The organism is Paraburkholderia edwinii (assembly GCF_019428685.1).
Taxonomy (GTDB): domain Bacteria; phylum Pseudomonadota; class Gammaproteobacteria; order Burkholderiales; family Burkholderiaceae; genus Paraburkholderia; species Paraburkholderia edwinii.
Window position 1 is genome coordinate 3,124,214 of record NZ_CP080095.1, and the last position, 14,400, is coordinate 3,138,613.

At 63.2% G+C, this 14,400-nt stretch carries 12 protein-coding genes; 5 read left to right on the top strand and 7 right to left on the bottom strand.

What is annotated here, in order from left to right; all coding sequences use genetic code 11:
- Positions 1-115 precede the first annotated feature (115 nt).
- From KZJ38_RS13820 to cysS, 5 genes are all read right to left on the bottom strand, one after another.
- Positions 116-1,366 carry an aspartate kinase gene (locus KZJ38_RS13820; RefSeq protein WP_219796435.1) on the bottom strand — a complete coding sequence of 417 codons (1,251 nt, stop codon included), beginning with the start codon at positions 1,364-1,366 and terminating at the stop codon, positions 116-118.
- Between the two features lie 596 nt (positions 1,367-1,962).
- Positions 1,963-3,552 (bottom strand): tRNA lysidine(34) synthetase TilS, encoded by a 1,590-nt coding sequence (gene tilS, locus KZJ38_RS13825; RefSeq protein WP_219796436.1) that lies wholly within the window; start codon positions 3,550-3,552, stop codon positions 1,963-1,965.
- Between the two features lie 139 nt (positions 3,553-3,691).
- Complete coding sequence (locus KZJ38_RS13830) at positions 3,692-4,663, bottom strand: acetyl-CoA carboxylase carboxyltransferase subunit alpha (RefSeq protein ID WP_219796437.1); 972 nt, start codon at positions 4,661-4,663, stop codon at positions 3,692-3,694.
- A 286-nt stretch (positions 4,664-4,949) separates the two neighbouring features.
- A complete protein-coding gene (locus tag KZJ38_RS13835) occupies positions 4,950-5,984 on the bottom strand; it encodes a DNA-3-methyladenine glycosylase family protein (RefSeq protein WP_219796438.1) in 1,035 nt (344 codons plus the stop codon).
- Between the two features lie 47 nt (positions 5,985-6,031).
- Positions 6,032-7,429 (bottom strand): cysteine--tRNA ligase, encoded by a 1,398-nt coding sequence (cysS, locus tag KZJ38_RS13840; RefSeq protein ID WP_219796439.1) that lies wholly within the window; start codon positions 7,427-7,429, stop codon positions 6,032-6,034.
- A gap of 371 nt (positions 7,430-7,800) precedes the next feature.
- On the opposite strand from cysS, the gene KZJ38_RS13845 reads away from it, so the two are divergent.
- The 4 genes from KZJ38_RS13845 (at position 7,801) to KZJ38_RS13860 (ending at position 10,922) form a co-directional block, all read left to right on the top strand.
- On the top strand, positions 7,801-8,523 hold the full coding sequence (locus tag KZJ38_RS13845; RefSeq protein WP_219796441.1) for a tetratricopeptide repeat protein: 723 nt from the start codon (positions 7,801-7,803) through the stop codon (positions 8,521-8,523).
- A gap of 193 nt (positions 8,524-8,716) precedes the next feature.
- Positions 8,717-9,298 (top strand): peptidylprolyl isomerase, encoded by a 582-nt coding sequence (locus tag KZJ38_RS13850; RefSeq protein ID WP_219796443.1) that lies wholly within the window; start codon positions 8,717-8,719, stop codon positions 9,296-9,298.
- Positions 9,299-9,362: 64 nt separating this feature from the next.
- Positions 9,363-9,857, top strand: coding sequence for a peptidylprolyl isomerase (locus KZJ38_RS13855; RefSeq protein ID WP_219796445.1), 495 nt, complete (start codon positions 9,363-9,365; stop codon positions 9,855-9,857).
- Between the two features lie 267 nt (positions 9,858-10,124).
- The gene (locus tag KZJ38_RS13860; protein WP_219796446.1) at positions 10,125-10,922 is read left to right on the top strand and encodes a UDP-2,3-diacylglucosamine diphosphatase; all 798 of its coding nucleotides are present in this window, start codon (positions 10,125-10,127) and stop codon (positions 10,920-10,922) included.
- A 184-nt stretch (positions 10,923-11,106) separates the two neighbouring features.
- Here KZJ38_RS13860 and cysE read toward each other — a convergent pair whose 3' ends face one another.
- Together cysE and KZJ38_RS13870 are read right to left on the bottom strand one after the other, a co-directional pair.
- Positions 11,107-11,910: a serine O-acetyltransferase gene (cysE, locus tag KZJ38_RS13865; protein ID WP_219796448.1), complete on the bottom strand. Its 804-nt coding sequence runs from the start codon at positions 11,908-11,910 to the stop codon at positions 11,107-11,109.
- Positions 11,911-12,177: 267 nt separating this feature from the next.
- Positions 12,178-12,987 (bottom strand): RNA methyltransferase, encoded by an 810-nt coding sequence (locus KZJ38_RS13870; protein ID WP_425518357.1) that lies wholly within the window; start codon positions 12,985-12,987, stop codon positions 12,178-12,180.
- A 422-nt stretch (positions 12,988-13,409) separates the two neighbouring features.
- On the opposite strand from KZJ38_RS13870, the gene KZJ38_RS13875 reads away from it, so the two are divergent.
- Positions 13,410-14,213, top strand: coding sequence for an inositol monophosphatase family protein (locus tag KZJ38_RS13875; RefSeq protein ID WP_219796449.1), 804 nt, complete (start codon positions 13,410-13,412; stop codon positions 14,211-14,213).
- The last annotated feature ends 187 nt before the right edge of the window (positions 14,214-14,400 follow it).

The window sequence follows — 14,400 nt, forward strand, 5'->3', positions numbered from 1 at the left end:
GCCGCGAGGGGACCCGCCCAAAAAACCACGAGGCACCCGACGGCGCGTACTCAGCAAAGCCACGACTGCAAGCCCACGACGCAAGCTCAGAGCAGGATCACTCCCCTTCCGGCGATCAAGCCTGATCGAGTTCGAATGCCTTATGCAGCGCGCGCACGGCGAGCTCCATATACTTCTCGTCGATCAGCACCGAGATCTTGATTTCGGACGTCGAAATCATCTGGATGTTGATGCCCTCTTCCGACAGCGTGCGGAACATCGTGCTCGCGATGCCCACATGCGAGCGCATGCCGACACCGACCACCGATACCTTCGACACCTTCGGGTCGCCGAGCACCTGCTCCGCCGAAATATGGCCCTTCACCTGATTCGTGAGGATGTCCATCGCGCGCTGATAGTCGCCTCGGCCGACCGTGAACGTGAACGCCGTCTTGCCCTCGACGCTCTGGTTCTGGATGATCATGTCGACGTCGATATTCGCCTCGGCGATCGGACCGAGGATCTGATACGCGATGCCCGGCTTGTCGGGCACACCCATCACGGCGATGCGGGCTTCGTCCCGCTGGAACGCAATGCCGGAGATGACTGCTTTTTCCATGGTCTCGTCTTCTTCAAAAGTAATCAGGGTGCCCGAGGTCATTTCGGTTTCGAGCGGCATCAGCGGATCGGTCAGGCTCGACAGCACGCGCGTCTTCACCTGATATTTGCCCGCGAATTCCACTGAACGGATCTGCAGGACCTTCGAGCCGAGGCTCGCCATTTCCAGCATTTCCTCGAACGTCACGCGATCGAGCCGGCGCGCTTCTTCGACGACGCGCGGGTCCGTCGTGTAGACGCCGTCGACGTCGGTGTAGATCAGGCACTCGTCCGCCTTGAGCGCCGCGGCCACGGCCACCGCCGACGTATCCGAACCGCCGCGGCCGAGCGTCGTGATGTGGCCTTCGGGATCGATGCCCTGAAAGCCGGTGATCACGACCACCTTGCCGGCATCGAGGTCGCGCAGCACGCGTTCGCCGTCGATGTCGTTGATGCGCGCTTTGGTGAACGCGCTATCGGTTTTGACCGGCACTTGCCAGCCCGTGTAGCTGACCGCGTCGACGCCCGCGTCGTGCAGCGCGATCGACAGCAAACCGACGCTGACCTGCTCGCCGGTCGACGCAATCATGTCGAGCTCACGCGGGCTCGGCTGACCGGAGATTTCTTTCGCGAGGCCGATGAGGCGGTTCGTTTCGCCGGACATCGCGGACGGCACGACGACCATCCGGTGGCCGGCCTTGTGCCATTTCGCGACGCGCTTCGCGACGTTCTTGATGCGCTCGACCGAGCCCATCGAAGTGCCGCCGTATTTGTGTACGATGAGTGCCATTGTCGTTTTTAAACCGTAGGAAAAGCTGGAGATGCTTCAGACGCTTCGCTTCAGACGCTTGACGCGCGCCGTGGCCGCACGTTTAGGAACGGCCACACAGCTGGAAGCACAACGTTCTGGAACGACGGCGAGGTGTGCGGCGCGAAGTTAGCGTGCGCAACACGTGCGCGAACCGTGCGCATTGTGCGCGGATTTGCCTTCCGCGGATTTGCCCTTCGATTTGCTCTTCGACAGGGAAGCGGATCGGAACCGATCCGGTCACGCTGCAATCCTGCTCCGGAGACGCGCCCTGTAGGACGTGTGACGGCGGTAGTGCGGCGGCTTGCGCGCGCGGATGATGCGCCGCTCGCTGCCTGACCTCAATCGACCTTGATCGACCGTGGCATCGGCCTTGAACCTGACTTTGAATCGGCTCAAACCGCACCTGGACCGAACCCTGAGCGCCGGAAAACGCGTGCAAAGCGGGTCGGGCAAACAAGCTACCCTACCTGAAGCGACGCGAATTGACAAGTCAAACGCGTCGCAAACGCTTGTGGGGAAAGGGTTTATCGGTGAATTTGCCACGCGCACGCGACGATGTGCGGCGACACGCGCGGTCAGGCAATCAGTAGGTCTTCGCGCCAGTCGATTCGTATAGAGCGGTCAGCGGATGCGGCGGCGGCGGCGCCCTCCTCGCTTGCGCGCGGAGCGGGCTTCGTATTTTTTGGGTTATTTGCGTCTGCTGCATGGCCCGCGGCGTTCGCATGCAATGCGTCCAGCGCCGCCAGATTCACGCCGAGCAGCGGCACGTAGAGCAACAGATCGCCCACGTAAAGTAGCGGCACATCGCGCTTCCACGACGGCACGCCGCGCTCCTGAAACAGATTCTTCAGCGTGCGGCTCGGTCCGTGTGCGTCGCAGCGCATGCGTTCGCCGCCGCTGCGTGCGCGGGCGAACAACGGTTTATTCATCAGCAGCGCGGCGGGAATGGCGGTTTTGTCGCCGGGCGCCGTTCTGCGAGGTGCCGGATGTCCCGCCGCCGCATCGCCCGCCGCGGGGTCGCTCGCCGCCGGGTCGCCGGCCGCCCCTTCCGCTTCCGCGAACACAAATGTTCCGCGCCATACCGGCAAGCGCCAGACCGCTTCGCCACGCCACGTCAATTCGCTGACAGGCCGTTCGGTCAACGCGGTTTCGTCGGCGGCATCGCTGCTGTCGCCCGCTTCCCAGTAGATCTGATCGCGATAGCTGCGCAGCGTCTGACCCGCATGATCGACCCGCAAGCCATGATCGTCGCGCGCATCGCGCAACTGCCGCAGCGCATCGGTGAGCCGCGCCGTCGACGCAGCCGGCAAACCGAGCGTGCGCATCCAGTAGCGCAGCAGATTCAGCGCGCGCTCGTCGTCGAGTTGGAGCAGCGCGGCGCGCGACAACGCATGCGCGTTGTCGCCGTTCGCAACGGCTTCCATATCGATGCGCGCGAGTTCGTCAACGAGGCGTTGTGCGGTGCCCGCATGCGCGGCCGTGCGCGCAAGCGCATCGCGAAAGCCCGGAAAATGCACGGCGAGCTGCGGCAGCACGTGATGACGCAACGCGTTGCGCGCAAAGCGCGTATCGGCGTTCGATTCGTCGTCGATCCAGCGCAGCGCGCGGCCGCGCGCATAGTCTTCGAGCTGCGCGCGCAGCAGATGCAGAAACGGCCGCACGCGCGTCGCCGAGGCGCCGGCGGGCCGATGTTCGGGCGCCATCGCCGCGAGCCCCGCGAGGCCCGCGCCGCGCAACAACTGCAGCAGTACCGTTTCGGCCTGATCGTCGGCGTGCTGCGCGAGCCAGAGGCGCCGCACGTGTTCGCTATCGCACAGCGCGTCGAGCCCGCGATAACGCGCTTCGCGCGCCGCGGCTTCGATACCGATACCCGCGTCGCGCCGCACGTCGACATGATGCGCCGCGAACGACACGCCGAGCGCCGCCGCCTGCTCTTCGCCATGCGCGAGCCAGCGGTCGGCATTCGGACTCAGGCCATGATGAATGTGGAACGCGACGCAGCGCGCCGCGCCCGCGACGCGCACCGCGGCATCGAGCAGCACGGTCGAATCGAGGCCGCCGCTGTAGGCGATCGCAATGCGCGTATCGGCCGGCTCGTGAACGAGCGCGGCCTCGATCGCATCGAGCACGATGCGATCGGCGGCGGGATCAGAGAGAGAGTTCACGGCGAATCACAATGGCCAGCACATCGCCACCTACGAGATCTGCATCACGCTCGGTACGGCCCATGATGGACTGGACCGACCGCCATTGCCGCTTGTTCCATCAGGCGATGTCACGCGATATATCGCCCGCGCGCCGCGCTTAAGCGCCCGGCGTCGTTTCCTTGAATTTGCCGTACGCCATCAACCGGTCGAAGCGGCGCTGCCGCAGATCGTTGATGCTCATACCCTGGAACTGCCGCAGCGAATCGGCCAGCGCACGGCGCAGCAAAGCGGCCATGCCCTTCGGATCGCGATGCGCGCCACCGAGCGGTTCATTGACAATCTTGTCAATCAACGAGAGCGCCTTCAGACGATGCGCGGTCAGACCGAGCGCTTCGGCCGCTTCCGGCGCTTTCGCGGCGCTCTTCCACAGAATCGATGCGCAGCCTTCCGGCGAGATGACCGAGTAAGTGGAGAATTGCAGCATCAGCACGCTGTCCCCAACCGCGATGGCCAGTGCACCGCCCGAGCCGCCTTCGCCGATGATCGTCGAAATGATCGGCGTTTTGAGCTCGGCCATCACATACAGATTGCGGCCGATCGCCTCCGACTGGCCGCGCTCTTCCGCGCCGATGCCCGGATACGCGCCCGGCGTGTCGATAAACGTGAACAGCGGCAAGCCGAATTTTTCGGCAAGGCGCATCAGACGCTCGGCCTTGCGATAGCCCTCGGGACGCGGCATGCCGAAATTGCGCAGCGCGCGCTCTTTCGTATCGCGCCCTTTCTGATGGCCGATCACCATGCACGGCGTGCCATTGAATCGCGCCAGACCGCCGACGATCGACAGATCGTCCGAATACGAGCGGTCGCCATGCAGTTCGTGGAAGTCCGTGAACAGTTCGTTCACATAGTCGAGCGTGTACGGACGCTGCGGATGACGTGCGATTTGCGAGACCTGCCACGGCGACAGATTCGCATAAAGATCCTTCGTGAGCTGCTGGCTTTTCTTCGACAGCCGCTCGATCTCTTCCGAAATATCGACGGCCGAATCGTCCTGCACGAAGCGCAATTCTTCAATTTTCGCTTCGAGCTCGGCGATGGGCTGCTCGAAATCCAGAAAGGTGGTCTTCATTGGTTTTTAATCCTTCGACTTACCGGCAGCGCGTATTCTAACCGCGCCCGCCGCTGTCCAAACCGTCCCAAAACTATTAAATCTCAAAAACCGATAGCACCCGCTTGTGCACTAACCGTGCACTCACTCAACGCGGCCGCGCGGCGTCGGAACGAAATTGCCTGCAACAGCCTTTATGGTGCCTTGTGTAGCGGCTCTTATGCGAATCGCCGTGTGGCACGCCGCACATTCGGACGCATCGCGCGAGCGCCGGCTCGAACTGCTTGCTGCTTGAGCGCTCGTGACGTTATTCGTCTGCGGGGAGCGGATCGAGACTGCGCCACATGTACCACGTCGCGACCGTGCGCCACGGTTCCCAGTTCGCGGCGACTTCGCGTGCTTCGCTGCGCGTCACCGGCTCGCCGCTGAAGTAGTTGACGCTGATCGCACGAATCAGACCGAGATCGTCGAGCGGCAGCACGTCGGGGCGCGACAGATTGAAGATCAGGAACATCTCCGCGGTCCAGCGGCCGATGCCGCGAATCTGCGTGAGCTCCGCGATCACCGCTTCGTCGTCCATCGACGTCCACTTGCCGACGTGTAACGCGCCCGATACGAAGTGTTGTGCGAGATCGAGAATGTACTCGGTTTTGCGCTTCGACAACCCGCACGCGATCAGCTTCGCGGCGCCGAGCTTGATGATCTGTTGCGGCACGAGCTTCGGGCACGCGCTTTCAATGCGCTCCCACACCGCTTGCGCGCTGGCAACCGAAATCTGCTGACCGACGACCGAACGCGCGAGCGTGACGAACGGATCGCCGCGACTCAACAGATGCACGGGGCCGAACTTCGGAATCAGCTTCTTCAGAATGCGGTCACGCTTGACGAGATCGGCACACGCCTTGTCCCAATACGCAGGCCGCGTGACTTCGGGCGCAAGACCGCCGATCTGCACCGGCACCGCTACTTCGGTATCGACGGACGCGCGCGTCTTGCGCACGACCTCGCCTTCGTGAAGCGAATCCGCTTCGAACGCCTGTTCGGTGCCCGCGAGTTCGGCGGGCAACGCGCCATTGCCGCTCGCCGCGGCTTTCGCGCGCGAGCGCGACGTCCGGGCCGGCGTTGCTTCAGCCGGGCCGGCAGCACCGTTTAACACACGCTTTGCGCCCGCCTTGCGCGCCGCCGCTTGCGCACCCGCTTGGGTACCAGTTTGAGCACCGCTCTTTGCCGTGCGCTTTACCTCGTTTTGCGCTGCACTGTCCGAGCGCGCACGTTTGACCGCAGATGCCGTTCTGGTTTGAGACGCGGCACGTTTAGCCGGCGTCTTCGTGGCCGTTGCCATCCTGCCTCCTGCCTGGTGAGTCGATCAGAGTGAAAAACGAGGTGCGCTCACACGCGCCGCCACTCGGTCAACCCACCGGGTTTGTCTTCAAGTGCAACCCCGGCTTCGAGCAACTCTGCGCGAATCCGGTCTGCCTCGGCATAATTTTTTGCCTGCTTCGCGGCAACGCGCGCGGCGATTCTCGCCTCGATCTGCGCCACCTCGAGCCCACCCTGTTTCAAACTGCCTGCCGCCTGCTGCAGAAACTCGCGCGGCTCACGGTCCAGGAAACCGATTACATGCGCGAGCTCTCGCAATTGCCGTGCTAATGCCGGATCGCGCGTGCGGTTCACTTCGCTCGCGAGCTCGAAGAGCACCGCCACCGCCACCGGCGTATTGAAGTCGTCGTTCATCGCCTCGCGAAAGCGCGCGGCGTGCGATTCGCTCCAGTCGAGCGCGGCACCGTCGGCGCTCACGTCTTTCAAAGCCGTGTAAAGACGCGTGAGTGCGTTGCGTGCATCGTCGAGATGAGCATCGCTGTAGTTGAGCGGCGAACGATAGTGTGCGCGCGCGATGAAGAAGCGCACAACTTCGGCGTCGAATTGCGCGAGCACTTCGCGAATCGTAAAGAAGTTGCCGAGCGATTTCGACATCTTCTCGTTGTCGATCTGCACATAGCCGTTGTGCATCCACGTGTTCACAAACGTTTGCCCGGTTGCAGCCTCGCTTTGCGCGATCTCATTCTCGTGGTGCGGAAACTGCAGGTCCTGTCCGCCGCCGTGAATGTCGAAGTGTTCGCCGAGCAACGTGCAGCCCATCGCCGAGCATTCGATATGCCAACCGGGACGGCCGCGTCCGTACTTCGACTCCCAGCCGGTGTCGGCGGGTTCGTCGGGTTTCGACTGCTTCCACAGCACGAAGTCGAGCGGATCCTGCTTCGCATCGTTCGCGGCCACGCGCTCGCCCGCGCGCAGATCTTCGAGTGACTTGCCCGAGAGCTTGCCGTAGCCGGCGAACTTGCGCACCGCGTAATTGACGTCGCCGTCGGTCGCCTGATACGCGAAGCCGTTCGCTTCGAGTTTCTCGATCATGCCGAGCATCTGCGGAATGAATTCCGTGGCGCGCGGCTCGAGGTCCGGACGCTGCACGCCGAGCGCGTCCGCGTCTTCGTGCATCGCCTGAATGAAACGGTCGGTCAGCGATTTGATCGTCTCGCCGTTCTCGACGGCGCGGCGAATGATCTTGTCGTCGATGTCGGTGATGTTACGCACGTACGTTACGTTGTAACCGAGCGCGCGCAGCCACCGCTGCACGACGTCGAACACGACCATCACGCGCGCATGGCCGATGTGGCAGTAGTCGTACACGGTCATCCCGCACACGTACATGCGCACCACGCCGTCCTGCAGTGGCACGAAAGTTTGCTTGTCACGCGCGAGCGTGTTGTAGATGCGCAGTGATTCCATAGAGAACGATGCGTGGGCCGAAAGAAATCCGCGTTGTGCTCGTTCATGCCGCGCCATGATGCGATGAACCCATGCGACGAACCGCACATGCGACTGATTATGGCGGTAACGGACACATGGTGCGACGACATGATCGGCGGTGTGACCGGAGACCGGATGAAAGCAGGCGGGCAAGCCTCCACTACACAACACTCACCCGGCACAGATTCTTCGGAAACCGATCGCGCACCTGGTGCGGCGATCACACTGCCAGCAAAGCGGAGACGACCACGAGTGGCGAAAGACAGTCTGTGCTTCGACGAAAACGCGTGACGAAAACGCGCAGACCTTTTGTTAGAATGGCTCGGAGTATAACATCCAGACCTCTCCCTATGAAATCTTCCAGCGGCCGCGCACGAGGCGTCGCGCACATTGCGGCGCTCTTTGCATTTGCGTTGCTGATCGCCCCCGGAACGAGCGCGTATGCGCAGAAAGCCAACATCGTGTCGCATGGCCCGGCCACGCGCGACGCGACTCCGGAAGCCGATGCATCGATCGAGCAAAAGAACTGGGGCGCCGCGCTCGCGGAACTCAATGCGCGCATCGCGCAAAATCCGCGCGACGCGCAGGCGAAGTTCAAGCGCGCCACGGTGCTCGCCCGCATGGATCGCACCGACGACGCCATCGCCGCGTTTACCGAACTGACCGAGATGTACCCGGAGCTGCCCGAGCCCTACAACAATCTTGCCGCGCTGTATGCGAAGCAAGGCCGCTACGGCGACGCGCGCGCCGCGCTCGAAACGGCGACGAAGGCGAATCCGGGCTACGGACTCGCGTACGAAAATCTCGGCGACCTCTATCTGCGCATGGCCGATCAGGCGTATCGCCGCGCACAGACGCTCGGCGCCGCGAGCGGCACCACACAGCAGCGTCTTGCCGACATCGAGAAAATCGTGTCGCCGCCGAAGGGCGCGAAGGCAGCGCGCAGCACATCGGCCACGTCCGACTATACGAACCGCGCCATGTCGAACATGGTCGATTCGCCGTCGTTCCAGTTCGGCGGGCCGACGAGCGGTTCGCTTGCCATTCCGCCGTACCAGGCACCGCCGCGGTAAGCGGTGCGGCGTCTCGTGATCCGTATACTCATCCTGCGCTTTTTTCGTGTCCGTCCCGCGCCTTTTCCCGCGGTAACCGCGCTAGCCGCGCTTAACCCCGCGTTCATTGCGCGTTCACCCCGCGCTTATCCCGCGTTCACCCCGCGTTCACCCCGCGTTCACCCCGCGTTCAACCCTTTAACCGAGGAACTACATGAAACGCTTGTTGTTGGCGCTCGGCAGCGCCGCCCTCGTTGCAAACGCGCCTGCGTTTGCACAGTCCGCGGCGCCGGCCGCGCATCCGTCTGTCCTCTTCAAGACGTCGGATGGCGACATTCGCGTCGAACTGTATCCCGAGAAAGCGCCGAAGACGGTCGCCAATTTCCTCGATTACGTGAAGTCCGGCCAGTACAACGGCACGATCTTTCATCGCGTGATTCCGGGCTTCATGATCCAGGGCGGCGGCTATACGACGAGCTTCGCCGAAAAGCCGACGCGCGCGCCGATTCCGCTCGAGAGCCGCAATGGGCTCAAGAACGTGACCGGTGCCATCGCGATGGCGCGCACGGGCGATCCGAATTCGGCGACCGCGCAATTCTTCATCAATACCGTCGACAACGCGAACCTCGACTATCCGAATCCCGACGGTAACGGCTACGCGGTGTTCGGCAAGGTCACTTCCGGCATGGACGTCGTGAAGAAAATCGAAGGTACGCCGACCACGTCGCGCGGCCCCATGAGCGATGTGCCGCAAAAGCCGATCGTGATCGAATCGGCGACGGTGGTCAGCAAGTAGTAGTCTGGGAGGGCGCGTTTTTTCCCGCGCCCGTCACTCACCCGCTTTGATCAAGGAATCCATCATGGTTGAACTGCATACGAACCACGGCGTCATCAAGCTCGAACTGGACGCGGACAAAGCGCCGAAGTCGGTCGAGAATTTCCTCAACTACGTGAAGGCCGGCCACTACGACAACACGGTGTTTCACCGCGTGATCGACGGCTTCATGATCCAGGGCGGCGGCTTCGAGCCCGGCATGAAGCAGAAGACGACGCAGGCGCCGATCGACAACGAAGCGAACAACGGCCTGAAGAACGTGAAGGGCTCGGTTGCCATGGCCCGCACCAACGATCCGCATTCGGCCACCGCGCAGTTCTTTATCAACGTCAACGACAACGACTTCCTCAACCATTCGTCGCCGACGCCGCAAGGCTGGGGTTATGCGGTATTCGGCAAGGTCGTGGACGGTCTCGATGTGGTCGACAACATCCGCAAGGTGAAAACGGGTTCGAAGGGCTTTCACCAGGACGTGCCCGTCGACGATGTGGTGATCGAGAAGGCCGTCGTGGTCGAATAATGGTCGAATATTCGTCGGATAACCCGGCGAGCAGTTTGAGCAGATGAGCGGCGCACACGAATTACGCGAATCACGCGTCGCCGACAAGCATCGCAACGGAGCATGAGGCGTATCGTCGTCGGATTCGTCGTCGGATAGACGGCGTTACGCCTGTTGTACGCAACCTGTCGTACGTAACCTGCGGTACAACCTGTCGTACGTAACACCGGCCACGCGGCTGCAGCTATTCCATAATCGTAAAACGAGCAATCAACAGAAAATACCTCGATGCTGCAAGAAACGCCGCTGCGAAGCGTCGCCGCGGGTGTGCCCGGAGAAGGCAAGCGCCCGCACGCCGCACGTCCGTTTTATTTCCTGTCGGATCTGCATCTTTCCGAGGCGATGCCGCGCACGGTCGCCGCGTTCGAGCATTTCATCCGCGTCAATGCCGAGCACGCCGATTCGGTCTTTATTCTGGGCGACCTGTTCGAATACTGGATTGGCGACGACATGCTCGCCGAGCCCTTTCCCGCGCGCATCGCCGCGCTGATGCATACGCTCTCGGAGCGCGGCATCGCGCTCTACGTAATGCACGGCAATCGCGACTTCCTGCTGGGCAAGCGCTTTATGAAGGCGGCCGGCGCGATCTGGCTGCCGGACCCGTTCGTGATTACCTCGTTCGGCACGCGAATCGCGCTTGCGCACGGCGACCGCCAATGCACCGACGATCATCGCTATCTGCGTTTTCGCCGCATTGCGCGCAACCGCTTCGCGCAATGGCTTTTTTTGCTGTGGCCTTACCGATGGCGCAAGGCGCTCGCCGAGCGCATGCGCCGCGCCGGCGATGAGAACCGTACGCGGCCCGTATCGCCGCTCTACGACGTAACCCGTGAAGGGATCGCGGCGCTCTTCAAGAAGACCGGCACCGCGACGATTATCCACGGCCATACGCACCGGCCTGCCCGCCATCGCGAAGCGGGCGGCACACGCTGGGTGTTGCCGGATTGGGACCTCGACCACGGCGAGCGCCGTGGCGGTTACCTGCGCATCGATGCGGAAGGGATTCGGGCGCTACCGCTCGATTGAGGTGCGGGCGCGAATCGCGACGTTGCGTCGGCGGCCAGCTTCAGCGGCTTCGATTCAGCGGCTTTGCTTCTGCGGCCTTGAGACAGCCGCGTTGAGTCAGCGACATTGAGTTAGCGCCGCCGATTGGTACAACTGCATGGGTGAGACGCCTTGGCGTCAGCGCCACTTCACTAGCGCGATTGCTTCAATGCGGCTCCGCGCCCGGCTCGACCTTCCCTTCCAGCGCTGCCGACAAACGCTTCAGATCGAACAGCGCCGCATCGGCGCCCTGCAGCGCCTCGAGGCTCGCGCCGAGCCGCTCGAGCGCGGCGACGATTTCGTCGATGCGCAGCGACTGATTGGCCGCGTGATTGATCAGCCCGTGAATGGCAAGCGAGACAGGATCGTCGGCGTTCGGCGTGATGCCGTATGCGCAGAACTCCGAACGCGCGGCTGCGGGTTTCGCCGCACCGGCGGACCCGCGCGCGGATGCTGCGGGGACGATCACGCGCGCCGGATTGCCGACCGCGGTCGCGCCCGCCGGCACCGGCTTCACGACCACCGCATTCGAGCCGATCTTCGCATCCGCGCCGATCGTAAAGCCGCCGAGCACCTTCGCGCCCGCGCCGACGATCACGCCGCGCTCGAGCGTCGGATGCCGTTTCGCACCGCGTGTGAGCGACGTGCCGCCGAGCGTCACGCCCTGGTAGATCGTGCAGTCGTCGCCGATTACCGCGGTCTCGCCGACCACCACGCCCATGCCGTGATCGATAAACACGCGGCGGCCGACCGTCGCGCCCGGATGGATCTCGATGCCGGTCAGAAAGCGGCCGATTTGCGAAACGACGCGCGCGATCCAGTAGCGCTTCGCGCGCCAGCACGCATGCGAGAAACGATGCAGCATCAGCACATGCAGGCCCGGATAGCACGTGAGCACTTCCCACGCGCTGCGCGCAGCGGGATCGCGCTCGCGAATCGTAGCGATGTCTTCGCGAAGTCTCGTGAACATGGCAGTGGCGCCGTCCTGGAAGTGTCGGGGGATTGCAGCGGATTGTTCTGCCAGACCCGAACAAAGCGCCGCACAAACTGGGTGCACGCGATATCGGTCTGACTGCTTTGCTTATGACGCTTCCGGCGATTGTAGGTCGATTCGCGTGAAGTCCGCTGATGCCCATTCGGCCGTCAAGGTCGAACCCGGTAGTTGGCCTGCGGTCGATACGGAGCATGCGCAGCGGATGTGAAGCGGGCCATGCAAAGCGGCCATGCGCGGCACCGCTCACGGCGTTTCGTTATCCCTTCCTTTAGCTTTCAACAGGATATGCTTGGCGATGCCGCGCACGATGTTGACTTCTTCGCGCTCGAGCCCCGCGCGCGCAAAGAGCCGGCGCAGCCGCGACATCAGCTTTTTCGGATTGGCGGGATCGAGGAAGTCGAGTGCGATCAAGGCGTTCTCGAGATGCACGAACATGCGCTCGACTTCATCGCTCGGCGCGCGCGCGCTCGGAACCGCACCCACACCTGCACCCGCACCGCTAGCGGAGGAAGCTGAAGCGCCGCCTGCCGATGCGACCTCGTCCGATGCTTCCTGATACGCGATGCGCAGTTCATACGACAGTACCTGCACCGCCTGCGCGAGGTTCAACGAACTGTAGGCGGGATTCGCCGGAATATGCGCGAGTGCACTGCAGCGTTCGACGTCTTCATTCGACAGCCCCGTGCGCTCGTTGCCGAACACAAGCGCGATATCGCCATGCGCCGCGTGTTCGCGCGCGTGCGCGGCCGCGGCGCGCGGCGCGAGTTGCGGCGGCCCGTATTCGCGCGAGCGCGCAGTCAGCGCGAGCGACCACTGCGCGCCCGATAACGCATCGGCGAGTGTTGGCACAACGTGCGCGCTTGCGAGCACGTCGTCCGCGCCGCTCGCCATCGCAATCGCTTCCGGATCGCTCTGCACATTCGCGACGCGCGGCGCCACGAGCACGAGCCGCGAGAAACCCATCGTTTTGAGCGCGCGTGCCGCGGCGCCGACGTTGCCCGGATGGCTGGGCTCGACGAGCACGAAGCGCGTCGACGTGAAGCCGCCGCGCACGGGGCTGGCGGCGTCATCCGCAGCAGAAGGATCGGATGGGGAACGGAACGTGTGCGAATGGGCGTGCGATTGGACCACGATGAAAAACGGAAGACGGAGGAAGAGCTATGGTAGCGCCAACTCGCGCCCTCTTTCCACGATTGCCTCGCGCGCCCGTTCGCGGCGCCTTGCCCGGCTTCGCGGATGCTGATAAGGGTCCGCCGCCGTGCACGAGCGCGTGGCGCCGGAAAGCGGGAGACTCGGGTAAAATCACGCTATTCGCGCGCCAAGGTAGCCCGGCGCCTCGCTCTTATCCAATTCGTCTTTCGTCGACGGAACATTCGCACAACGGCTCTGCCCTGCCTGCGGTGTACGTTGTGCGGCAGTCCGCTGCCGCCGTGCTTTGCTCGCCGGTTTCATCATCGGCAAAAGGATCCCGACCCATGCATCCCATGCTTAACATCGCGGTCAAGGCCGCCCGCCGCGCCGGACAGATCATCAATCGCGCCTCGCTCGATCTCGATCTGATCCAGGTTTCCAAGAAGCAGCACAATGATTTCGTCACGGAAGTCGACAAGGCATCGGAAGCAGCGATCATCGATACGCTAACCACCGCCTACCCCGATCACTCCATCCTCGCCGAAGAATCGGGCCAATCGGAAAACGAATCCGAGTATCAGTGGATCATCGATCCGCTCGACGGCACGACGAATTTCATCCACGGTTTCCAGTACTACTGCGTGTCGATTGCGCTCGCGCACAAAGGCATCGTCACGCAGGCGGTGGTCTACGATCCGACGCGTAACGACCTCTTTACCGCCTCGCGCGGCCGCGGCGCCTATCTGAACGACCGGCGCATCCGCGTCGGGCGGCGCGACCGGCTGGCCGACGGACTGATCGGCACCGGCTTTCCGTTTCGCGACAAGAACGGCCTTGGCGCCTACACGACGCTGTTCGGCGAAATGACCGAAGCCTGCGCGGGCCTGCGCCGTCCGGGCGCCGCGGCGCTCGACCTCGCGAACGTCGCCGCGGGCCGCATGGACGGCTTCTTCGAACAGGGCATCAACGCGTGGGACATGGCCGCGGGCAGCCTGCTCGTGACTGAAGCGGGCGGTCTGGTGGGCAACTACACCGGCGATTCCGATTTTCTGCACGTGAACGAAATCGTGGCGGCGAACCCGAAGATCTACGCGCAGATGGTTCCGATCCTGTCGCGTTACAGCCGCACGAAACAGCAGGCGGCCTAACGCGTTTGAACACGCGAGGCGGCTTCGGCCGCCTTGCTGTTTTTGCGGAGAGGTTGCTGCATCGACGTTTTCTGCATCGTGTCTGCTGCATTGACGTTTATGCGTTGACGCTTATGCGTTGACCTTTCCGCACTGAAATTTTCGCGCGGCCATTTTGCACCGCACTTGCGCCCTTTCCATCCGAGCC

Coding starts and splice junctions, on each gene's coding strand:
- KZJ38_RS13820 (WP_219796435.1), bottom strand. CDS start 1,366: ATGGCACTCATCGTACACAAATACGGCGGCACTTCGATGGGCTCGGTC.
- KZJ38_RS13830 (WP_219796437.1), bottom strand. CDS start 4,663: ATGAAGACCACCTTTCTGGATTTCGAGCAGCCCATCGCCGAGCTCGAA.
- KZJ38_RS13835 (WP_219796438.1), bottom strand. CDS start 5,984: ATGGCAACGGCCACGAAGACGCCGGCTAAACGTGCCGCGTCTCAAACC.
- cysS (WP_219796439.1), bottom strand. CDS start 7,429: ATGGAATCACTGCGCATCTACAACACGCTCGCGCGTGACAAGCAAACT.
- KZJ38_RS13845 (WP_219796441.1), top strand. CDS start 7,801: ATGAAATCTTCCAGCGGCCGCGCACGAGGCGTCGCGCACATTGCGGCG.
- KZJ38_RS13850 (WP_219796443.1), top strand. CDS start 8,717: ATGAAACGCTTGTTGTTGGCGCTCGGCAGCGCCGCCCTCGTTGCAAAC.
- KZJ38_RS13855 (WP_219796445.1), top strand. CDS start 9,363: ATGGTTGAACTGCATACGAACCACGGCGTCATCAAGCTCGAACTGGAC.
- KZJ38_RS13860 (WP_219796446.1), top strand. CDS start 10,125: ATGCTGCAAGAAACGCCGCTGCGAAGCGTCGCCGCGGGTGTGCCCGGA.
- cysE (WP_219796448.1), bottom strand. CDS start 11,910: ATGTTCACGAGACTTCGCGAAGACATCGCTACGATTCGCGAGCGCGAT.
- KZJ38_RS13875 (WP_219796449.1), top strand. CDS start 13,410: ATGCATCCCATGCTTAACATCGCGGTCAAGGCCGCCCGCCGCGCCGGA.